Source organism: Kitasatospora sp. NPDC096077 (genome assembly GCF_040303245.1).
Lineage (GTDB): Bacteria > Actinomycetota > Actinomycetes > Streptomycetales > Streptomycetaceae > Kitasatospora.
In genome coordinates this window covers 185087-206053 of sequence record NZ_JBEOSV010000003.1, presented here as the reverse complement: position 1 = coordinate 206053, position 20967 = coordinate 185087, and the positions used below count along the sequence as shown (strand labels likewise).

The following is a 20967-nucleotide window of genomic DNA, read 5'->3' as shown; positions in this document are numbered from 1 at the left end:
AGTGAGCTCCGAGCCCTCGGAAGGACCCCCCTCTTGGCCGCGCCGCGCAACGCCTCGAACAATTCCGCCGCATCCACCGCCCCGCTCCGCGTCTCGTTCGCGAAGATCAAGGAGCCCCTCGAGGTCCCGAACCTCCTGGCCCTGCAGACCGAGAGCTTTGACTGGCTGCTCGGCAACGCGGCCTGGAAGTCCCGGGTCGAGCAGGCGCTGGAGTCCGGTCAGGACGTCCCCACCAAGTCCGGTCTGGAGGAGATCTTCGAGGAGATCTCCCCGATCGAGGACTTCAGCGGGTCGATGTCGCTGACCTTCCGCGACCACCGTTTCGAGCCGCCGAAGAACTCGATTGACGAGTGCAAGGACCGCGACTTCACGTACGCGGCCCCGCTCTTCGTCACGGCCGAGTTCACCAACAACGAGACCGGTGAGATCAAGTCTCAGACGGTCTTCATGGGCGATTTCCCGCTCATGACCCACAAGGGCACGTTCGTGATCAACGGCACCGAGCGTGTCGTCGTCTCGCAGCTGGTCCGCTCCCCGGGTGTGTACTTCGACTCCACCCTGGACAAGGTGTCCGACAAGGACATCTACTCCTGCAAGGTCATCCCCTCGCGTGGTGCCTGGCTGGAGATGGAGATCGACAAGCGCGACATGGTCGGTGTCCGCATCGACCGCAAGCGCAAGCAGTCCGTCACCGTGCTGCTGAAGGCTCTCGGCTGGACCAACGAGATGATTCTCGAGGAGTTCGGCGAGTACGAGTCGATGCGCAACACCCTGGAGAAGGACCACACCCAGGGCCAGGACGACGCGCTGCTGGACATCTACCGCAAGCTGCGTCCCGGCGAGCCGCCGACGCGCGAGGCCGCGCAGACGCTTCTGGAGAACCTGTACTTCAACCCGAAGCGCTACGACCTGGCCAAGGTCGGCCGGTACAAGCTCAACCGCAAGCTGGGCAACGCCGAGTCGCTGGACTCCGGCGTGCTCACCGAGCCCGACATCATCGGTGCGATCAAGTACCTGGTGAAGCTGCACGCGGGCGAGACCGAGTGGCGTGACGAGACCGGCCGCGACATCGTGGTCGAGGTCGACGACATCGACCACTTCGGCAACCGCCGCCTGCGCAACGTCGGCGAGCTCATCCAGAACCAGGTCCGTACGGGTCTCGCCCGTATGGAGCGCGTCGTGCGCGAGCGCATGACCACCCAGGACGTCGAGGCGATCACGCCGCAGACCCTGATCAACATCCGGCCGGTCGTCGCCTCCATCAAGGAGTTCTTCGGCACCAGCCAGCTGTCGCAGTTCATGGACCAGACGAACCCGCTGTCGGGCCTGACCCACAAGCGTCGTCTGTCCGCCCTCGGTCCCGGTGGTCTCTCCCGTGAGCGCGCCGGCTTCGAGGTCCGTGACGTGCACCCCTCGCACTACGGCCGCATGTGTCCGATCGAGACCCCGGAAGGCCCGAACATCGGTCTGATCGGGTCGCTGGCCTCGTACGGCCGGGTCAACGCCTTCGGCTTCATCGAGACCCCGTACCGCAAGGTCGTCGACGGTGTGGTCACCGAGAAGGTGGACTACCTCACCGCCGACGAGGAGGACCGCTACGTCATCGCCCAGGCGAACGCCCCGCTGACCGCGGACCTGCACTTCGCCGAGCCGCGTGTCCTGGTCCGCCGCCGTGGTGGCGAGATCGACTACATCCCGGGCTCCGAGATCGACTACATGGACGTCTCGCCGCGCCAGATGGTGTCGGTCGCGACCGCCATGATCCCGTTCCTCGAGCACGACGACGCCAACCGCGCGCTCATGGGCTCCAACATGATGCGCCAGGCGGTGCCGCTGCTGAAGAGCGAGGCCCCGCTGGTCGGCACCGGCATGGAGTACCGCTGCGCCGTCGACGCCGCGGACGTCATCACCGCCGAGAAGTCCGGTGTGGTGCAGGAGGTCTCGGCCGACTACGTCACCGTGGCCAACGACGACGGCACGTACACCACGTACCGCGCCGCCAAGTTCACCCGCTCCAACCAGGGCACCGCCTTCAACCAGAAGGTGCTCGTGGACGAGGGCGCCCGGGTCGAGGTCAACCAGGTGCTGGCCGACGGCCCGTGCACCGACGAGGGCGAGATGGCCCTCGGCAAGAACCTGCTCGTGGCGTTCATGTCGTGGGAGGGTCACAACTACGAGGACGCGATCATCCTGTCGCAGCGCCTCGTGCAGGACGACGTCCTCTCCTCGATCCACATCGAGGAGCACGAGGTCGACGCCCGTGACACCAAGCTCGGCCCCGAGGAGATCACCCGGGACATCCCGAACGTCTCAGAGGAGGTCCTCGCCGACCTCGACGAGCGCGGCATCATCCGGATCGGCGCCGACGTCGTCACCGGTGACATCCTCGTCGGCAAGGTCACCCCGAAGGGTGAGACCGAGCTGACCCCCGAGGAGCGCCTGCTCCGCGCGATCTTCGGTGAGAAGGCCCGTGAGGTCCGCGACACCTCGCTGAAGGTCCCGCACGGTGAGTCCGGCAAGGTCATCGGCGTCCGCGTCTTCGACCGCGAAGAGGGCGACGAGCTCCCGCCGGGCGTGAACCAGCTGGTCCGCGTCTACGTGGCCCAGAAGCGCAAGATCACCAACGGTGACAAGCTCGCCGGCCGTCACGGCAACAAGGGTGTCATCTCCAAGATCCTTCCGGTCGAGGACATGCCCTTCCTCGAGGACGGCACCCCGGTCGACATCATCCTCAACCCGCTGGGTGTCCCGTCCCGAATGAACCCGGGACAGGTCCTGGAGATCCACCTCGGGTGGCTCGCCAAGCAGGGCTGGGACGTCTCCGGCCTCGCCGACGAGTGGGCCCAGCGCCTCCAGGCGATCGGCGCGGACCAGGTCGAGGGTGGCACCAACCTCGCCACCCCGGTCTTCGACGGCGCCCGCGAGGACGAGATCACCGGCCTGCTGGACAACACCATCCTCACCCGTGACGGTGAGCGCCTGGTGAACTCCACCGGCAAGGCCCGGCTGTTCGACGGCCGCTCCGGCGAGCCGTTCCCGATGCCGGTCTCGGTCGGCTACATGTACATCCTCAAGCTGCACCACCTGGTCGACGACAAGCTGCACGCCCGTTCGACCGGTCCGTACTCGATGATCACCCAGCAGCCGCTCGGTGGTAAGGCGCAGTTCGGTGGTCAGCGCTTCGGTGAGATGGAGGTGTGGGCCCTCGAGGCGTACGGCGCCGCGTACGCCCTGCAGGAGCTGCTCACCATCAAGTCCGACGACGTCCTCGGCCGCGTGAAGGTCTACGAGGCCATCGTCAAGGGCGAGAACATCCCCGAGCCCGGCATTCCCGAGTCCTTCAAGGTGCTCATCAAGGAAATGCAGTCGCTCTGCCTCAACGTGGAGGTGCTGTCCTCGGACGGCCAGTCCATCGAGATGCGGGACTCCGACGAGGACGTCTTCCGCGCCGCCGAAGAGCTCGGCATCGACCTGTCCCGGCGCGAGCCGAGCAGCGTCGAAGAGGTCTGACGGAGGTCGGGCCGGCTCGCGCTTCTGAATCAAGCAGCGTGCAGCCGGCCCGCCCCCAGGCCCCCCTCAGACCACAGACAAACTCTCGAATCACGAAAGAGGGCTTGACGACCAGTGCTTGACGTCAACTTCTTCGACGAGCTCCGCATCGGCCTGGCCACCGCCGACGACATCCGCCAGTGGTCGCACGGCGAGGTCAAGAAGCCGGAGACCATCAACTACCGCACCCTGAAGCCCGAAAAGGACGGACTCTTCTGCGAGAAGATCTTCGGTCCGACCCGGGACTGGGAGTGCTACTGCGGTAAGTACAAGCGCGTCCGCTTCAAGGGCATCATCTGTGAGCGCTGCGGCGTCGAGGTGACCCGCGCCAAGGTGCGTCGTGAGCGGATGGGCCACATCGAGCTGGCCGCCCCGGTCACCCACATCTGGTACTTCAAGGGTGTGCCGTCCCGCCTCGGCTACCTGCTCGACCTGGCGCCGAAGGACCTCGAGAAGGTCATCTACTTCGCCGCCTACATGATCACCTGGGTCGACGACGAGCGCCGCCAGCGCGACCTGCCGTCCCTGGAGGCGCACGTCTCGGTCGAGCGCCAGCAGATCGAGAACCGCCGCGACTCCGACCTCGAAGGCCGCGCCAAGAAGGCCGAGACCGACCTGGCCGAGCTGGAGGCCGAGGGCGCCAAGGCCGACGTGCGCCGCAAGGTGCGCGAGGGCGCCGAGCGCGAGATGAAGCAGCTGCGCGACCGCGCGCAGCGCGAGCTCGACCGCCTCGACGAGGTGTGGGCCCGCTTCAAGAACCTCAAGGTCCAGGACCTGGAGGGCGACGAGCTGCTCTACCGCGAGCTGCGCGACCGCTTCGGCACCTACTTCTCCGGCTCGATGGGCGCCGCGGCCCTCAAGGACCGCCTGGAGACCTTCGACCTGGCGGAGGAGGCCGAGCGCCTCCGCGAGATCATCCGCACCGGCAAGGGCCAGAAGAAGACCCGTGCGCTCAAGCGCCTCAAGGTCGTCTCCGCGTTCCTGCAGACCAGCAACAAGCCGAACGGCATGGTCCTGGACTGCGTCCCGGTCATCCCGCCGGACCTGCGTCCGATGGTGCAGCTGGACGGTGGCCGCTTCGCGACCTCCGACCTGAACGACCTGTACCGCCGCGTGATCAACCGCAACAACCGCCTGAAGCGCCTGCTCGACCTCGGTGCCCCCGAGATCATCGTGAACAACGAGAAGCGCATGCTCCAGGAGGCCGTCGACGCGCTGTTCGACAACGGCCGCCGCGGTCGTCCGGTCACCGGCCCGGGCAACCGGCCCCTGAAGTCCCTCAGCGACATGCTGAAGGGCAAGCAGGGTCGTTTCCGTCAGAACCTGCTCGGCAAGCGAGTCGACTACTCGGCCCGTTCGGTCATCGTCGTCGGCCCGCAGCTCAAGCTGCACCAGTGCGGTCTGCCCAAGGCCATGGCGCTGGAGCTCTTCAAGCCGTTCGTGATGAAGCGCCTGGTCGACCTGAACCACGCGCAGAACATCAAGTCGGCCAAGCGCATGGTCGAGCGCGCCCGCCCGGTCGTGTGGGACGTGCTCGAAGAGGTCATCGCCGAGCACCCGGTCCTGCTGAACCGTGCGCCCACCCTGCACCGCCTCGGCATCCAGGCCTTCGAGCCGCAGCTGGTCGAGGGCAAGGCCATCCAGATCCACCCGCTCGTCTGCACCGCGTTCAACGCGGACTTCGACGGTGACCAGATGGCCGTCCACCTGCCGCTCTCCGCGGAGGCGCAGGCCGAGGCCCGCATCCTGATGCTGTCCTCGAACAACATCCTGAAGCCGGCCGACGGTCGCCCCGTCACCATGCCGACCCAGGACATGGTGCTCGGTCTGTTCTTCCTGACCTCGGACCGCGAGAACGTGAAGGGCGCCGGCCGCACCTTCTCGTCGACCGCCGAGGCGATCATGGCCTTCGACGCCCGCGAGCTGGACGTCCAGGCCCCGATCGAGCTGCGCCTCGGCGCCGGCACCGTCCCGCCCCGCGGCTGGACCCCGCCGGTGGACGAGGAGGGCCAGTCGAACTGGTTCGACGGCGAGCCGTTCCGCCTGAAGACCACCCTGGGTCGCGCGCTCTTCAACGAGCTGCTGCCCGAGGACTACCCGTTCGTCGACTACGAGGTGGGCAAGAAGCAGCTCTCCGCGATCGTCAACGACCTGGCGGAGCGCTACCCCAAGGTCGTCGTCGCGGCGACCCTGGACAACCTGAAGGCGTCCGGCTTCCACTGGTCGACCCGCTCGGGTGTCACCGTCTCGATCTCCGACGTCGTCGTCCCGCCGAACAAGCCCCAGATCCTTGAGGGCTACGAGGCGAAGGCGGAGAAGGTCCAGCGTCAGTACGAGCGCGGCCTGATCACCAACGACGAGCGCAAGCAGGAGCTCATCGGCATCTGGACCCAGGCGACCAACGAGGTCGCCGAGGCCATGAACGAGAACTTCCCGAAGACGAACCCCATCTTCATGATGGTCGACTCGGGTGCTCGTGGAAACATGATGCAGATGCGCCAGATCGCCGGTATGCGTGGTCTGGTGTCGAACGCCAAGAACGAGACCATCCCGCGACCCATCAAGGCGTCGTTCCGTGAGGGTCTCACCGTGCTGGAGTACTTCATCTCCACCCACGGTGCCCGTAAGGGTCTGGCCGACACCGCCCTCCGTACCGCCGACTCCGGCTACCTCACCCGTCGTCTGGTCGACGTCTCCCAGGACGTCATCATTCGCGAGGAGGACTGCGGCACCGAGCGCGGCCTGAAGCTGGCGATCGGCTCCGTGGGCGCCGACGGCGTGCTGCGCAAGGCCGACGACGTCGAGACCAGCGTGTACGCCCGCATGCTCGCCGAGGACATCACCGTCGACGGCAAGCTGCTGGCCACCGCCAACACCGACCTCGGTGACGTGCTGATCGACGAGCTGATCCGCCACGGCATCGGCGAGGTCAAGACCCGCTCGATCCTGACCTGTGAGTCGGCCGTCGGCACCTGTGCCTTCTGCTACGGGCGCTCGCTGGCCACCGGCAAGCTGGTCGACATCGGTGAGGCGGTCGGCATCATCGCCGCCCAGTCCATCGGTGAGCCCGGTACCCAGCTGACCATGCGTACCTTCCACACCGGTGGTGTGGCCGGTGACGACATCACCCAGGGTCTGCCGCGTGTCGTCGAGCTCTTCGAGGCCCGTACCCCCAAGGGTGTGGCCCCGATCTCCGAGGCCACCGGCCGCGCGCGGATCGAGGACACCGAGAAGACCCGCAAGATCGTCATCACCCCGGACGACGGCAGCGAGGAGATCGCCTACCCGGTCTCCAAGCGTGTGAAGCTGCTGGTCAGCGAGGGCGAGGCGGTCGAGGTCGGCCAGAAGCTGACCATGGGTGCCACCAACCCGCACGACGTCCTGCGGATCATGGGCCAGCGTGCCGTCCAGATCCACCTGGTCGCCGAGGTCCAGAAGGTCTACAACTCGCAGGGCGTGTCGATCCACGACAAGCACATCGAGATCATCATCCGGCAGATGCTCCGCCGCGTGACGATCATCGAGTCGGGCGACGCCGAGCTGCTCCCGGGCGAGCTCGTCGAGCGCGGCCGCTTCGAGACCGAGAACCGTCGCGTGGTCGCCGAGGGCGGTCACCCCGCCTCCGGCCGTCCGCAGCTGATGGGTATCACCAAGGCCTCGCTGGCCACCGAGTCCTGGCTGTCGGCCGCCTCCTTCCAGGAGACGACCCGGGTCCTCACCGACGCGGCGATCCACGCCAAGTCGGACCCGCTGCTGGGCCTCAAGGAGAACGTCATCCTCGGTAAGCTCATCCCGGCCGGTACGGGTCTGCCCCGCTACCGCAACATCCGGGTCGAGCCGACCGAGGAGGCCAAGGCCGCCATGTACTCGGCCGTCGGCTACGACGACTACGACCTGTCGCCCTTCGGCGCCGGCTCCGGCCAGGCGGTTCCGCTGGACGACTACGACTACGGCCCGTACACCGGCTGAGTCAGCTCCTCGGCCGGCGACGGCCGCTGATCGCAGGGCGGTCACCCCTCACGGGGTGGCCGCCCTGCGGCGTTTCTCAGCGCTGGGCCGCGGTGGCGGCCGCGGCGCGCCAGTCCTCCAGGCGGCGGATCCGGGTGTGGGTGTCCGGGTGGCTGGAGAGCAGCCGGGCGGCCAGGCCGGGGGCGACCGCCCGGCCGCCGTTCTCCCGCGCGGCGATCGCCTGGGCCTGCTCCTCGTCCCGCAGGAAGCCGTGGAAGACCTCGATCATGGCGTCGGCGAAACCGAGCTCGGCCGCGTGGACGTCCGCCCGCAGCTCGGAGCGGCGGCCGACCGCGGCCAGCAGGTAGGGCGTCACCAGGACCAGCAGCAGCGGCGGGAACGACAGGGCCACGGCCACCACCACGACCAGGGCGACCAGCCCGACCACGAGCGCACCGAGCAGCGAGAACACCGAGGCGATCCGGAACGCCAGGACCGCCGCGAGGCGGAACAGCGCCCAGGCGGTCCGGGCCGGCAGCGAGTACCAGTAGCCGAGCAGGGTCGCCCAGGCGTGGCCGCCGCGGTGGTGGCCGAGCTCATGGGCGAGCACGGCGGCCAGCTGGGCGTCGGGGAGGGTCTCCAGCGCGTACCGGGTGACGCCGACGATGTGCCCGGCGGCGGCGGTCGCGTTGATGGCCTGGTGGTCCTCGATCCACAGGTCGTACGCCTGCGGGCTCACCCCGGCCTTGGCCGTCACCTGGTACCAGATCGGCTCCAGGCGGGTCAGCTCGGAGTGCAGGGCCGGGCGCATCCGGAACAGGTAGCGGGCGAGGACCTTCTCGGTCGGGCGGTGGAAGACCAGGGCGCCGGAGGCGATCCAGAGGCCGATCAGCACGTAGCCGAGCGGCTCGGGGAGGAGCAGCGAGACCATCGTGACGACCACCAGGCTGCAGACGAAGTGCGGAATCTGGAAGGCCAGTTGGCCGATCGTGGTGACGTCGGCGCCGCGTTGGCGGGCGGCCAGGTGGACCCGGCCGGTGTGCGGGGTGATGTGGACGGTGGGGTCGAGGGTGGGGGGCTGCGGTGGGGTCGGGGGTGGGGCGAGCGGTGGGGTCGGGGGAGGGGTGAGCGGCGGTGCGGGCGGCGGGGTGGGGCCCTGGGCGGGGACGCGGGGCGGGTGTTGGGGGTGCTGAGGCGGGGTGTGCTGGGGCGGGACGGTCGGGTACTCGGGCGGAGTGGCGGTCGGGTACTGGGGTGGGGCGGTGGTGGGGTACTGCGGGGCGGTGCCCGGGTATTGGGGAGCGGCCTGCGGGTGCTGGGGCGGGACGGTCGGGTACCCGGGTGCGGTGCCGGGGTACTGCGGCGGCGGGGCGTCCGGGTAGGTCGGTTCGGTCATGACGAGTCCTTGGGACGGGACGCGCGCGACAGCGGCGTCCGTACGGCGGTGGACGGGTGTGCGGGACGGGTCAGCCCAGGAACAGGGCGGTGACCAGCGGGAACAGGCCGGCGCCGAAGGTGAGGATGCCGATCCGGACCCAGGAGTGCTTCCGCGAGACGATCAGGCTGTTCTCCGCGAGCGCGGTGCGGACCGCCTCGGCGGCCAGCCGTTCGGTGTCGGCCAGGGCGTCGGCGAGCAGCCCCTGCTCGGCGGCCAGCCGGATGTCCCCGAAGTAGCCGAGCGGGCGGCCCGGCCGCCAGGTGCTGTGCCGGAACCGGGGCAGCACCGCGAACAGCAGCGAGACCAGCGAGACGGCGATGCCCAGGCCGCCGAGGGCCAGCAACGCCTTGGCGGCGCCGGAGAGCCGCTGCGGAGCCCAGCCGGTGCTGGTGAGCAGGCCGCCGAGCACCCCGACGATCACGCCGAGGGCGGCCACCAGGACGGCGGCCTTGCTGTCCGCGCGGGCGATCTCGGCGCGCAATTCGGCGAGCAGGGCGGCGCCGGGCGGGGACGGTATCGGGGTGGGAGGGTCGGACACGGCGGAACTCCTCGGGGTCACGGCGCGAGCGGCGGATTCGGGCCCTTGTCGAGCCGGGGCGCACCGGGGCCGGCGGGCCGGTGGCGCAGGATCGCTTCCAGCGCGGCCCTCGCGTCCTGGCGCGGGCCCTCCAGCTCGAAGTCCTCCAGGGCGTTCTGGTCGAGCAGCCGTTGGATCACCTGGAGCTGGCCCTGGACCAGCTGCTGCTGCTCGTCGTCCAGGTAGCCGAGCGCCCGCGGCAGGTCCTCGGGGTGCGCGGCCACCTGGAGGGCCCAGGCGGTCACCCCGCCCTGCTCCAGGTGGTACTGGTAGAACTTCGCCTTCGCGGCGAGGACCTCGTTCGCCTCCTGCACCTGCCGCAGGGCGTGCGGGTGGGCCTGGGTGTCGAAGTGGTAGCCGCGCAACCGCTCCTTCTGCTCCCGGGCGGCCTGGTCGAGGTCCAACTGGACGGCGCAGCGCACCCGCAGGCCCTCGGCCTCGGCCACCGGGAAATCGTCCAGCGCCTGCTGGACGGCGCTCTCGGCCTCGCCGCTCTGGTCGGTGGAGAGGTGGCGGGCGACCGCCCGCATCCGCTGCCGGAGCCGCGGGACCAGCACGGCCGGGACGTTGCGGACCTGGGCGGCGACGACCAGCTCCGCGGCCGAGACCTGCCAGTCGACCTCCACCACGGCCTCGAAGGCGCCGACGTCGTCCCGGCCGGGCAGCCGCTCCTCCATCCGCAGGTGGTGCAGGCCGAGATCGACCTCGAACGCGGCCTGGTAGGCGCGGCCGACCAGGTCGCTGAAGCCCGGGCGGTGCGGCGGGAGGTAGACCTGGTGGTCGCCGGACGGGGTGGTGAGGACCAGGGCGGTGTCGGCGCGGGCGGCCGGCCGCTTGGGCAGGCCGAGCGTGCGGCCGAGCGGGTGGACCGTCAGGACCGGGTCGACGAGGTCGCCGGCGGGGAGGTCGGGGCGGTGTCGTGCCGACATGCGCGGGTGCTCCAGGATCGGGACGGGTTGTCAGCTGCCGGGCGAGGTTTGTGGGTGCCTGCCGTCGTGGACGGTACGGATGAGGTGGTCGAGCCGCTCGCGGTCGCGGGTGGTGACGGCCAGGTCGTCGAACAGCTCGGTGAGTTCGGCCTCGGTCTCAGGTTGTTCTACGGAACTGAGCAGCCAGTCACGCATGACACGCAGAGCCGAACTGCGATGGTCGGGGTCCGCCAGCGCGTTGCGCCACATGGTGATCAGCAGGCCTCGGACATACGGGGGCCTCTCCGGTGTCGGCAGCACGGTGATCGTTACGGGGCCGCCGGGGGCTGGGTGCGGGCTCTCGGTGTACCAGCCCAGAAGCAGAGGGCGGCCGGTCGTGACGGCGGTGTCCTCGGTCCGTTGTGCGGCGGTGAGGAAGGTGGTCAGAGCGAGGTGCCGCAGTTGCGTGGACTCGGAGAGCCAGCTGACCATGGCGGCCAGCACCTGTGGTCCCTCGGTGGAGAGCAGCAGCAGCTCGGTGGCCTCAACCAGGCCGAGCACTTGGTAGCGGTCGGAATGCTCGTCGTCATCAGCCTGGTCATCAGGGTGGACATCAGCGAGGAGGTCCTCGAACCCGTCTCCGGCGAGTCGGTCGGCAGCCATGGTGATGGCTTCCAGAGCTTGGACCGGAAGTAGATGGCCGAGCAGGGCGTATCCCCGGATGGCGGTCCAGCGGCGGCGATCGTTGTCGTCCTCGCACCAGTCACGCAGGATGCGGGGGACGGCCGCGGTGCCGGCGTAGTAGGCGAGGACGAGGCTGTTGGCCGCCTGAAGACAGAGACGAAAGTCCTTGGACTCGGACCACGGGCTGAGCAGTCGGCTCATCGCCGATGTGAGGTCGACGGACGCGAGCAGTGCCACGGTGGATGCCACCCGGGTGCGGACCAGCGCGCGAGGATCGGTCGCCAGGGCGTTGAGCCAGGCGAGGATCGCAGGTCGGGCAGAGGGATGGCTGGTCCAGGTTTCTCGGAGCAGCGTGTGCGAGGTTCGGGGATCGCTGAAGGAGGCCATGCGCTGTGGCACCGGCCCCCACGGGGTCTGCTCGTTCTCCTCGGTGAGCTCCGCCCGGGCCAGGGCCAGTCGTCCTTCGATCGAATTCCCGAACGGGGGAATCCCCTCTTTCAGGTAGGGCGTGGCGATCGTCTCCAGGCGGCGGAAGAGCTGGTCGGAGAGTTCGGCGGTGAGGGCGTACGGAGCATGGTCGAAGACGGCGAGCGAGAGCAGGAACGCCTTTTCCCGGAGCGGGAGCTCCGGATCGCCGAACCAACGTCCGACCTGCTCCTGGACGACGCCCTGGCCGAAGTCGGAGAGCGCCGGGTGTTCGGTTGCCAAGGGCGAGCAGCCGGACAGCGGGACCGCGAACTCGGCTAGCTCCCGGATCGGTCGAGTCCTGTCGAGGAAGCCCTCGACCGGCTCCAGCGCGAGCAAATCGTGGACTCGGGCGGCTGGTTGTCCTGACAGCAGGATGGTCAGGTGGCCGGTGAGTACGTCGCGGGGGCCTGGAGGCTGCCAGTCGACGACTGGCAGATCACGAAAGGTACCGGAGCGGACGGCGGTGATGACCAGGTAACCGTCCTGCTTGGTGAGGGTTTCGCGGAGGCGGTCGAGATCGGGCCGACGGAGAGGCCGGGCGCGGGACGTCATGTAGTCGGCGAGCAGGTAGCCTTCGGCCCGCTCGACACCGGTGAGCATTGCGGCGGGCGAGATGTCGGGGTCGAGATTGCGAATCCGGCGGGCACCCAGCCGGTACAGCAGCATCAGCCCGGCCGACCGGCGTCCGGTGTCGGCATGACCGGTGAGGATCAGCACCCGGTGTTCGCGCAGTACGTTGAGGGCCTCTTGGAAGACGGGCCCGTCCTGGAAGACCTCCGCCAGGGTGGCAAGTTCGATGTCGGGGATCTCGCCGGAGCTGTGCAGTGGGGTGCCGAAGGCAGAGCCGATCTGGTAGTCGACGTGGATCGTGGTCTTGTGGCCGGTGACCACGTCGCCGTGGACCTGGCCGCCCGAAACCGTGTGCTGGTCACCGCCGACTAGGTCACGGCCGAAACGAGGGCTGCCGCCGGCGAAGAGGTAGCCCTGGCTAGCGAAAGCCTCCGGGACGTGCTCCAGCAGCTCCTGAGCGGCTTCCCAAGCGTTCTGGGGTTGCTCGGGTGGGGCCTCTTGGGGTTCGGCGGCCTCCTCCGTGGGCTCGTTGGGCTTCTGGTCGGCGCCGGGCTGTTGGGCTCCCGGCGGCGCGGCAGGTGGTTGAGGGGACTCCTGTCCGGCCGCGGTGGTCATCGGTCGCCGCCGATCGTGTTGCCGGTGTTGACGTCGCCGTTGACCACGCCGCCGGAGACGGTGTGCTGGTCGCCGCCGATCAGGTTGCCGCCGAAGGACGGGGAGCCGCCGAGGAACTGGAAGGTGGCGGGGGCGGCGGTCTGCGGGGCCTGGGCGGCCGGGGCGGCGACGGGGGCCGGGGGCGGGGTGGTGGCCGGTGCGGGGGCGCCGTGCAGCCAGGCCGGGAAGTCGCCCTCCTTGCCCGGGACGGTGACCCGGTGGAACGCCTCCGGGGCCAGGCCGCCGTGGCCGTGGCGGACGGTGCCCTGGTAGAGCGCGTCGGAGACGGCGAGGGCGCAGGGCTCGTCGAGGTGCTGCAGCAGGGCGCGCAGGCCGGGGGAGTCGAGCAGTCGGTAGGCCTGGTTGAGGTCCCAGCCGACCGCGCCGCCGAGGGCGCCGCCGAGTTCCTGGACGGCCACCTCGCCGGTGGCGAGCACCATCCGCAGCCGTACCCGGGCGCTGTCGGCCGCGAGGCGGTTGTTGGCGCGCAGCAGCACGGGGGTCTCGCTGATCAGGGCGTTCAGCAGCCGGGGTTTGGGCACGGTGGGGCTGATCAGGACCATCACGCCGTCCCCGCGGTCCTCCAGGCGCTGGTCGGCGGGTTCGACTCCGGCGCTGCGCAGCGTCTCGTGCAGGACGGAGTAGAGCATCCGGCGCATGAAGGCCTGCTCGACGTCGTCCCGCCGGCCGAACTGTTCGATGTCCAGCAGCAGGATGGTGTGGTTCACCGGGTCGGTCATGGTCGCCTCTCGGTCGGTCGTCGCGGCTCAGCCTGCCCGGTGCGGGCGTCCGGGTGTGAGCGTCGTTGAGGTACTCGCTCTGTGACGGTGTGCACAGAACCTCGGTGCGGATCAACGGAGTTGACCGGGCCTCCGGAGCAGGTCGGGGCGTGCGACGACCAGCGAGCGGCGGCTGGTGACGACGATGCCGCGGTCGCGCAGGGACTTGAGCAGTCGGGCGACGGCTTCCCGGGAGGCGCCGACCGAGCCGGCCAGTTCCTGCTGGCTGAGCGGGACGGAGACGAGGATGCCTTCGGGGGTGCGGCGGCCGTGGGTGCGGGCGAGTTCCAGCAGCAGGTCGGCGAGCCGTTCGCTGACGGTGAGCGAGGCGAACTTCAGCCGGTGGTGGTCGGCCGCGCGCAGCCGGTCGGTGGCGAGGGCCAGCAGCTGCATCGAGGCGGCGGGGGTGCTCCGGAGGTATCCGGTGAAGGCGGCGCGGTCGACGGCGGCGGCCTGGACGTCTTCCAGGGCGGTGACGGTGGCGGCCCGGGGGCGGCCGCTGAGGGCGGCGGACTCGCCGACGATGTCGCCCGGCCCGCGCAGGGCGAGCAGCGCCTCGTAGCCGTTCTCGGCGGCGGCGGTGACCTTCAGCCAGCCGTGCAGCACGAGCAGGACGTGGTCGGAGGGCTCGCCCTCGCGCAGTGCGGTGGAGCGTGCGGGGTAGTCGAGCCGGCGGCCGAGGGCGAGCAGGGCGGTGCGGTCGGCGTGGTCGAGCCGGGCCAGGAAGGGGACGCGGTCGTCGAGGCCGTGACCGGTTGCGGGACCTGGTCCGCCGGACGGCGTGTTGGCCATGCCTGATCAGCCCTTGTGGTCTTCCGCCGGGAGGTTGGGAGGTTGAGCGCGGGCAAACAAGCTACCGGCGGAGCGGCGCCGCCGCCGGGGATTCCGGGAATTGCCCGTCCTCCCCCTGGTGGGGGAGCCGGCTGAACCGCTCCGGCGGGGGAGGCGGCGGCGGGGACGGCCGGGGGAGGGTTGCCGGTGTCGGGATGACGGGGCTCGTGAAGGGGGCCGGACATGAAGCGGGTGCTGGGCGCGGTGGCGATCACGGCGGTGGTGGTGCTGGGGATGCAGGGGTGCCTGCCGTCGTTCGGGTCGGACGAGCACCGGACCGTGGGTTACGGGGTGGCCGAGCCGGTCCGGGAGCTGGTGGTCGACGGGGAGGACGGCGGGGTGGAGGTGACCGGCGGGGGCGACTCGGTCCAGGTGGTCGAGCACCAGACCTACCGGGGTGCGGAGCCGAGGACCACCCACGAGGTGAAGGACGGCGTGCTGCGGCTGGCGTACAGCTGCGGTTCCTGCGGGGTCGGGTACCGGGTGCGGGTGCCGGCCGGCACCAAGGTGCGGATCAAGGCGGAGAACGGCGGGGTGCACCTGACCGGGCTGGCCGCCCAGGTGGACGCCGCGGTGGAGAACGGCGGGGTGGAGGCCATCGGGCTGACCTCCCCGACGGTGCACCTGAGCGCGACCAACGGCGGGGTGCGGGCCGACTTCGCGGCGGCGCCGGCGACGCTGGACGCCCGGGTGGGCAACGGCGGGGTGCGGCTGCGGGTGCCCTCCGGGGAGGCGTACGCGGTGGACGCGCAGGCGGGGTCGGGCAGGGCGGACGTGGGCGTCCCGTCGCGGCCGGGCGCGGCGCACACCATCACCGCGCGGGCGGAGACCGGCGGCGTGACGGTCAGCGGTGTCTGACCGGGCGCTGCCGGAGGTTCTGCCGGTAGGGCATGATCTTCTCCGCGGGGGCGGGGCCCCCGGGTACGGGGGAGGTACGCGGGTGGAGCGCGCTGCGTGGTGGCGGAGCCGGACGGCCGGGCTGAGCCCGTACGTGCTGGACACCTTCCTGGCGGCCTGCTCGGCGGGGGTGTCGGTCTGGGCGGTCTACAACGACGACACCCACTGGCCGTGGTGGGTGTACCTGCTGGCGGTGTCCACCGCGTCGTTCCTGCCGTGGCGCCGTCGTGCCACGATGCGCTGGCTGCTGGTCGGCAGCGTGCCCTCGCTGGTGCTGTCGGTGGTGGCGCACTCGGCGAACCCGCAGGTCCCGCTGTACGCGGTGATCGGGATGTACACGGTGGCGGAGCGCTTCCCGGACCGGCAGCGCTGGTCGGTGCTGGCGGTGGTGGTGGTCGCCAACGTGCTCGGCACCCACTCGCCGAACGGCGCGCTGTTCAGCGTGCTGACCTCGGGCGGCTCCTTCGTCTTCGGGGCCCTGGTGCGCACCCAGCGGGAGCTGGCCCGGATGCAGGCGGAGCGGGCCCGGGAGGCCGGGGTGCGGGCGGCCAGTGACGCGGCCCGGGCGGTCGCCGAGGAGCGGGCCCGGATCGCCCGGGAGATGCACGACATCCTGGCGCACGCCGTCTCGCTGATGGTGATCCAGGCCGAGGCCGGGCCGCTGGTGGTGCGCGACAACCCGGACCGGGCGATCCGCGCCTTCGACACCATCGCCGACTCGGGCCGCGACGCGATGGTCCAACTGCGGCGGGTGCTCGGGGTGTTGAAGGACCCGGAGGCGGGGCGGGAGCTGGCGCCGCAGCCCCGGCTGGCGGAACTCGTCGAGGTGGCCGAGCGGGTGCGTACGGCGGGCCTCCGGGTGGATCTCGAACTCGCCGACGGGCTGGCCGGGTTGCCGGCCGACGTGGAGGCGACCGGGTACCGGATCGTGCAGGAGGCGCTGACCAACACCGTCAAGCACTCCGGGGCCGACCGGGTCGCGATCCGGGTGCGGCGGGCCGGCGAGGTGCTGGAGGTGCTGGTCTCCGACAACGGCCGCGGGGTGCCGCTGACCGCCGACCGTACGGTGGCCGGCTGGTCCGGCGGGCGCGGGCTGGTCGGCATCCGTGAGCGCGCGGCGGCCTGCGGTGGCCGGGCGGAGGCCGGTCCGGGCCCGGAGGGCAGGGGTTTCCTGGTGAGTGTCCGGCTGCCGCTGGGGCCGACGGGCGTGGTGGAGAGGGTGGGCGGATGACGCCGATACGGGTGGTGGTCGCGGACGACCAGGAGCTGGTGCGGGCCGGGTTCGGGATGATCCTGGACGCCCAGCCGGACATCGAGGTGGTGGCCGAGGCCCGCGACGGTGCCGAGGCCGTCGAGGCGGTGCGGGCGCACACCCCGGACGTGCTGCTGCTGGACGTCCGGATGCCGGTGATGGACGGCCTGGAGGCGGCCCGCCGGGTGTGCGCGGAGTTCCCGGCCACCAAGGTGATCATGCTGACCACCTTCGACATCGACGACTACGTCTTCGACGCGCTGTACGCGGGCGCCAGCGGCTTCCTGCTGAAGGACGTCCGACGGGACGACCTGGCGCACGGGGTGCGGATGGTGGCCTCCGGGGAGGCGCTGCTCGCCCCCTCGGTGACCAGGCGGCTGATCGGCGAGTTCGCGGCCCGCCGCCCGGGCGGCCGGGAGCGGGCGGTGCGGCCGCCGTCCAGGCTGCTGGAGCAGCTGACCGTGCGGGAGCAGGAGACGCTGCGGCTGATCGCGCGCGGGCTGTCCAACGCGGAGATCGCGGCCGAACTGGTGGTCAGCGAGCACACGGTGAAGACCCACGTCAGCAATGTGCTGAGCAAGCTCGGGCTGCGCGACCGGGTGCACGCGGTGGTGTTCGCGTACGAGGCCGGAGCGGTGGTGGCGGGGGACTCCTGAGGGACTCCCCCGTGCGGGGGAGGGGCCGGGTTCGCCGGTGCGGGCGATCCGCGACGAGGGGTCCGGCCGGAAGGCTCTGGGGTGTCGGAACGGACGGGCCACCGAGTCGGGGCCCCGGACACCACGGGAGATCGTCAGATGAACGCCAACCACGGCGGCCGCGCCAGCCGCACCGCCTACGCCGTCGTCGGCGCCCCCGCCCTGATGGCCCTCTACGGCGGCATCCGCCTGGTGCCCGGCTCCCGTGAGCCCGGCCCCGGCTGGACCACCGGGCACACCGCGATGTTCGTCGGCCTGCTGCTGTTCGCCCCGGTGCTGCTGGCAGTGCGCCGGCTGCTCGCCCCGCGCGGCACCACCGCCGGACGGCTGGCCGCGAACGCCGCGCTGGGGACGGCGTTCGCGGGCCTGGCGGCCTCGCTGGTGCAGATCGGGATCGACCTGTGCGTCGGCCTGGCCGCGGCGGACAAGGCCGAGCAGGTGCGGCTGTTCCAGCGGGTGCAGGACGTGCCGGGGGTGCTGCCGGCCGTCTACCAGATCGGCCCGCTGCTGTTCTACGTCGGCCTGCTGGCGATGCTGGTCGCGGCCTCGGTGGGGGCCGGCCGGGCGCTGCGCTGGTGGAGCCCGGTGCTGATGCTGGTCGGCACCGTCGCGTCCGGGGCGGACCTGGCGTTCATCCCGCTTGCCGCCGCCTGCTACCTGGTGGCGCTCTCCCCGCTGGTCCGGCTCGACGCGGCGCCCCGTGCGGCGCTGGTCTGAGGAAGCCGGCTCAGGTCATCCGGAACACCGGCCCGCGCGGGGTGAACGGCAGCGCGGCGCCGCGCGGGACGAGGAAGGCGTGCTCGCGGCGCAGCCGCAGCACGTCGCACTCGCCGTCGGTGATCACCAGCACCGGCGCCCCCGGCGGGAAGTCCTCGGCCCGTTCCAGCAGGTCGATGCCCGGCTGGAGGACGGTGCCGCCGCGCCCGTGCACCCGCAGCCGTCCGGCGATCTCCTCGACCGGCAGGTACCCGGCGTCGTGCGGGGCGGCGTCGCAGTGCACCACCCGGGCGGCCGGGACGTCCCGGGCGGCGGCGTACGAGGCGATCGCGCCGAGCGCCTTGCCGAGCAGGGCCCGGTCCATCGAGCCGGAGGTGTCCAGGACGACGCCGAAGGTGCAGCGCGGCACCTCCTCCTCGGGGCGGTACCGGCCGGCCCGTGGGATGTCCGGGGTGGCGGACTGCCGACGGGCGGGGCGGGAGTAGCTGCGCAGCGGCTCCGGCCGGGGCACGAACTCGTCGAACCAGCGCGCCAGTCGGGCGTCCCAGGGCAGCGGCGGATGGGCGAGTGCGCGGATCTCCTCGACCAACCCGGCCGGGAGCAGCCCGCGTTCGCGCCGGTGCAGTTCGAAGCCCTGCTGGAGGCCGCGCCGGTAGAAGTCGTCCAGGTCCACGTAGTCCCGGGGCGGGCCCAGCGGTGCGCCGAGGACGTCCGGGCGGTTCTTCCCGGCCAGTGTGGCGAGGCGGCGGATCCGGCGCTGGTCGCGGGCGATCCGGTCGTACACCTCCTCGGCCGACAGGCCGGCCAACTGCGGGTCGTGCAGCAGCCCTTCGGGCATCTCGCCGATGCCCATCTCCAGCAGCCAGCCGTTGATGACGTAGTCGGCGGCGACGTTGAACAGGAACGGGTCGCGGCCGCCGCGGCGCTCGCCGTGCCGCAGGGCGGCGTGCAGGATCTCGTGGCCGAGGATGAACCGCCACTCCTCGTCGGAGTACTGGCGCAGCGGGTTGACGTAGATCTCGGCGGCCTCGGCGTTGACGGCGGCGACGGCGATGTCGTGCGCCCGGGCGAGTTCGGCGTCCGCCACCACGGTGAGGCCGGCCGCGATGCCGCCGAGCAGCGGGTACGAGGAGACGAACCAGTTGAGCGCCCTGGTCCACGGGCGTTCGGGCAGGCGGCGGCCGGTCTCGGCGTCGATCCGGCCGCCGGCCCGGTCCATCGCGGCGGACATGGCGCGGGTGAGCGCGGCCGCGAAGGCGGCCTGCCAGTCCTCGGGGCCCTGGTGGTGGCCGCGCCACTCGACCAGCAGCTGGTCGGGGTCGGCGGTGCCGGCCGTCCCGGCGGCGCCGGCCGCGGGCAGGCCGTCCCGGCGCCAGCGGTCGGCCAGCTCCTCCTCGTCGCCGCCCGGGTACTCCTGGGGGAGGGTGACCGGGGCGCGGCCGATCGGGAAGGTGGCGAGGAAGCGGTTGACCACGGCGCAGCGGGCGGCGGCCTGGTAGGGGTCGGGCTGGGTCCGGGTGCCGCGGGCGGCCGGCAGGTGGCCGAAGCCCAGGTGCAGCAGGCCGTGCGCCAACACCCAGGCCCACTCGGCGGGTTCGGCCCGGCGGTGCGGGTCGACGTGCAGGGTGCCGTTGGAGTCGACCACCGCCCAGCCGTCGGGCGGGGCGGTGGTGCAGTCCTCGGTGCGGCAGATGTCGGCGCGCAGGGCGGCGAGGGCCGGGTTGAGGCGCAGCAGCCGGACGCCCTCGGCGAAGGCCTCACCGGCGGGGTCGGGCTTCGTCCGGTCGGCGGCGGCGCGCTTCACCGGCGGGCCTCGACCAGCCGGGGCATGTCCCGGGCGGCCTCGATCAGGAACCAGGAGGGCAGCACCGGGTTGCCGTCCGCGCCGTCGGCGATCACCGTCTGGGCGACCTCCACCGAGATCTCGGCCAGCTGCACCAGCAGCGACTTGGCCCGGAAGGCGGTCTGCCGCTGCGCCCCGGAGGCGTGTTCCTTGCTGGCGGGCAGTTCCTTGACCAGCCGGCCGCGGAAGGCGTCGGCCAGGTAGTAGAGCAGGTCGCGGTCCTCCAGCCGGTGCGGCCAGCGGGCGTCGCCCTTGAGGATCGCCTCCAGGCCGTAGGAGTTGCGGACGATCTTCGCGTAGCCGCAGAAGGCGATCGCGTGCTGGGGGGTGAGCAGCCCGTGGGCGATCACCTTGAGGGTCTCCTCGTCCAGGGTGGGGCCGAAGGAGTGCAGCGCGTCGGAGAGCATGTGCCAGGCGCGCGGGGTGGAGAACGGCTCCTCGGTCTTGGGCGGGGCGGACCACAGGTGGTCGGGCCGGTCGGTGAGGTGGTCGAGGATCCACGGGTGGATCCCGGCGCCGGCCGCCCACTGCAGCCAGTCCCCGGAGCTGGCCCGCAGATGGACGTGGACCATGCGGTTGACCAGCGCGGACGCCATCGGGCGGGCGAGCGCGCCGTCGGTGGCGCGGTTCCCGGCGCCGATCACGATCGAACCGGGCGGCAGCTCGTAGGAGCCGATCCGGCGGTCCAGGATCAGCGAGTAGAAGGCCTTCTGGACGTCCGGCGAGGCCGCGTTGAGCTCGTCCAGGAACAGGCAGTACGGCTCGTCGCGGGCGATCTGCTCGGGCGGGCAGAACCGGGAGCGGCCCTCCGGGGTGAGCTGGGGGACGCCGATCAGGTCCTCCGGGGCGAGCTGGGTGCCGACCAGGCTCACGCACTCCAGTCCGAGCGACTCGGCGAACGCCCTGACCAGGGAGGACTTCCCGATCCCGGGGGCGCCCCAGAGGAACACCGGGCGGACGGTGGCCAGGCCGAGCAGCAGCTCGGGGATCTGGGCGGGCGAGACGCTGACTGCTCCCTGCACGGGGCTCCTTCGTGGCGACGGTGCGTGACCGGCCCAGTGTGCGGCGGGAGTTGGCCGGGCGCATCCGGATTTCCGCTGCCCGGCCCGGGCCCGTCCGCCGCCCCTCCCGGGGCCCGTCCTGCCTCCCGTCCGGAG

Annotated in this window: 14 protein-coding genes; 6 read left to right on the top strand and 8 right to left on the bottom strand. The window is 71.4% G+C overall.

The window, feature by feature from the left end:
* Positions 1 to 33: 33 nt before the first annotated feature.
* Both rpoB and ABTZ03_RS04520 read left to right on the top strand, forming a co-directional pair.
* Positions 34 to 3510, top strand: coding sequence for a DNA-directed RNA polymerase subunit beta (gene rpoB, locus ABTZ03_RS04525; RefSeq protein ID WP_350511349.1), 3477 nt, complete (start codon positions 34 to 36; stop codon positions 3508 to 3510).
* A 114-nt stretch (positions 3511 to 3624) separates the two neighbouring features.
* Positions 3625 to 7518 (top strand): DNA-directed RNA polymerase subunit beta', encoded by a 3894-nt coding sequence (locus tag ABTZ03_RS04520; protein ID WP_350511348.1) that lies wholly within the window; start codon positions 3625 to 3627, stop codon positions 7516 to 7518.
* Positions 7519 to 7594: 76 nt separating this feature from the next.
* On the opposite strand, the gene ABTZ03_RS04515 is transcribed toward ABTZ03_RS04520, so the two are convergent.
* The 6 genes from ABTZ03_RS04515 to ABTZ03_RS04490 form a co-directional block, all read right to left on the bottom strand.
* Entirely contained in the window at positions 7595 to 8893 is a 1299-nt protein-coding gene (locus ABTZ03_RS04515; RefSeq protein ID WP_350511347.1) for a M48 family metalloprotease, read from the bottom strand.
* A gap of 70 nt (positions 8894 to 8963) precedes the next feature.
* Positions 8964 to 9473, bottom strand: a complete 510-nt coding sequence (locus ABTZ03_RS04510; RefSeq protein WP_350511346.1) for a Pycsar system effector family protein — start codon at positions 9471 to 9473, stop codon at positions 8964 to 8966.
* 17 nt (positions 9474 to 9490) lie between these two features.
* Positions 9491 to 10441: a hypothetical protein gene (locus ABTZ03_RS04505; protein WP_350511345.1), complete on the bottom strand. Its 951-nt coding sequence runs from the start codon at positions 10439 to 10441 to the stop codon at positions 9491 to 9493.
* A 30-nt stretch (positions 10442 to 10471) separates the two neighbouring features.
* Positions 10472 to 12757 carry a hypothetical protein gene (locus ABTZ03_RS04500; protein WP_350511344.1) on the bottom strand — a complete coding sequence of 762 codons (2286 nt, stop codon included), beginning with the start codon at positions 12755 to 12757 and terminating at the stop codon, positions 10472 to 10474.
* A complete protein-coding gene (locus ABTZ03_RS04495; protein ID WP_350511343.1) occupies positions 12754 to 13536 on the bottom strand; it encodes a hypothetical protein in 783 nt (260 codons plus the stop codon). The genes ABTZ03_RS04500 and ABTZ03_RS04495 overlap by 4 nt, the downstream gene beginning before the upstream one ends.
* A gap of 111 nt (positions 13537 to 13647) precedes the next feature.
* Positions 13648 to 14367, bottom strand: coding sequence for a Crp/Fnr family transcriptional regulator (locus ABTZ03_RS04490; protein ID WP_350511342.1), 720 nt, complete (start codon positions 14365 to 14367; stop codon positions 13648 to 13650).
* Positions 14368 to 14589: 222 nt separating this feature from the next.
* Here ABTZ03_RS04490 and ABTZ03_RS04485 point away from each other — a divergent pair, with 222 nt between their 5' ends.
* The 4 genes from ABTZ03_RS04485 (at position 14590) to ABTZ03_RS04470 (ending at position 17967) form a co-directional block, all read left to right on the top strand.
* The gene (locus ABTZ03_RS04485) at positions 14590 to 15264 is read left to right on the top strand and encodes a DUF4097 family beta strand repeat-containing protein (protein WP_350511341.1); all 675 of its coding nucleotides are present in this window, start codon (positions 14590 to 14592) and stop codon (positions 15262 to 15264) included.
* Between the two features lie 82 nt (positions 15265 to 15346).
* On the top strand, positions 15347 to 16534 hold the full coding sequence (locus ABTZ03_RS04480; protein WP_350511340.1) for a sensor histidine kinase: 1188 nt from the start codon (positions 15347 to 15349) through the stop codon (positions 16532 to 16534).
* The gene (locus tag ABTZ03_RS04475) at positions 16531 to 17211 is read left to right on the top strand and encodes a response regulator (RefSeq protein ID WP_350511339.1); all 681 of its coding nucleotides are present in this window, start codon (positions 16531 to 16533) and stop codon (positions 17209 to 17211) included. Before ABTZ03_RS04480 ends, ABTZ03_RS04475 begins: the two co-directional genes overlap by 4 nt.
* Before the next feature lie 138 nt (positions 17212 to 17349).
* Entirely contained in the window at positions 17350 to 17967 is a 618-nt protein-coding gene (locus ABTZ03_RS04470) for a hypothetical protein (protein ID WP_350511338.1), read from the top strand.
* Positions 17968 to 17977: 10 nt separating this feature from the next.
* Here ABTZ03_RS04470 and ABTZ03_RS04465 read toward each other — a convergent pair whose 3' ends face one another.
* Together ABTZ03_RS04465 and ABTZ03_RS04460 are read right to left on the bottom strand one after the other, a co-directional pair.
* A complete protein-coding gene (locus ABTZ03_RS04465) occupies positions 17978 to 19771 on the bottom strand; it encodes a vWA domain-containing protein (RefSeq protein WP_350511337.1) in 1794 nt (597 codons plus the stop codon).
* Complete coding sequence (locus ABTZ03_RS04460; RefSeq protein WP_350511336.1) at positions 19768 to 20832, bottom strand: ATP-binding protein; 1065 nt, start codon at positions 20830 to 20832, stop codon at positions 19768 to 19770. The genes ABTZ03_RS04465 and ABTZ03_RS04460 overlap by 4 nt, the downstream gene beginning before the upstream one ends.
* Positions 20833 to 20967 lie beyond the last annotated feature (135 nt).

Coding starts and splice junctions, on each gene's coding strand:
- ABTZ03_RS04500 (WP_350511344.1), bottom strand. CDS start 12,757: ATGACCACCGCGGCCGGACAGGAGTCCCCTCAACCACCTGCCGCGCCG.
- ABTZ03_RS04470 (WP_350511338.1), top strand. CDS start 17,350: ATGAACGCCAACCACGGCGGCCGCGCCAGCCGCACCGCCTACGCCGTC.
- ABTZ03_RS04495 (WP_350511343.1), bottom strand. CDS start 13,536: ATGACCGACCCGGTGAACCACACCATCCTGCTGCTGGACATCGAACAG.
- ABTZ03_RS04475 (WP_350511339.1), top strand. CDS start 16,531: ATGACGCCGATACGGGTGGTGGTCGCGGACGACCAGGAGCTGGTGCGG.
- ABTZ03_RS04515 (WP_350511347.1), bottom strand. CDS start 8,893: ATGACCGAACCGACCTACCCGGACGCCCCGCCGCCGCAGTACCCCGGC.
- ABTZ03_RS04505 (WP_350511345.1), bottom strand. CDS start 10,441: ATGTCGGCACGACACCGCCCCGACCTCCCCGCCGGCGACCTCGTCGAC.
- ABTZ03_RS04490 (WP_350511342.1), bottom strand. CDS start 14,367: ATGGCCAACACGCCGTCCGGCGGACCAGGTCCCGCAACCGGTCACGGC.
- ABTZ03_RS04485 (WP_350511341.1), top strand. CDS start 14,590: ATGAAGCGGGTGCTGGGCGCGGTGGCGATCACGGCGGTGGTGGTGCTG.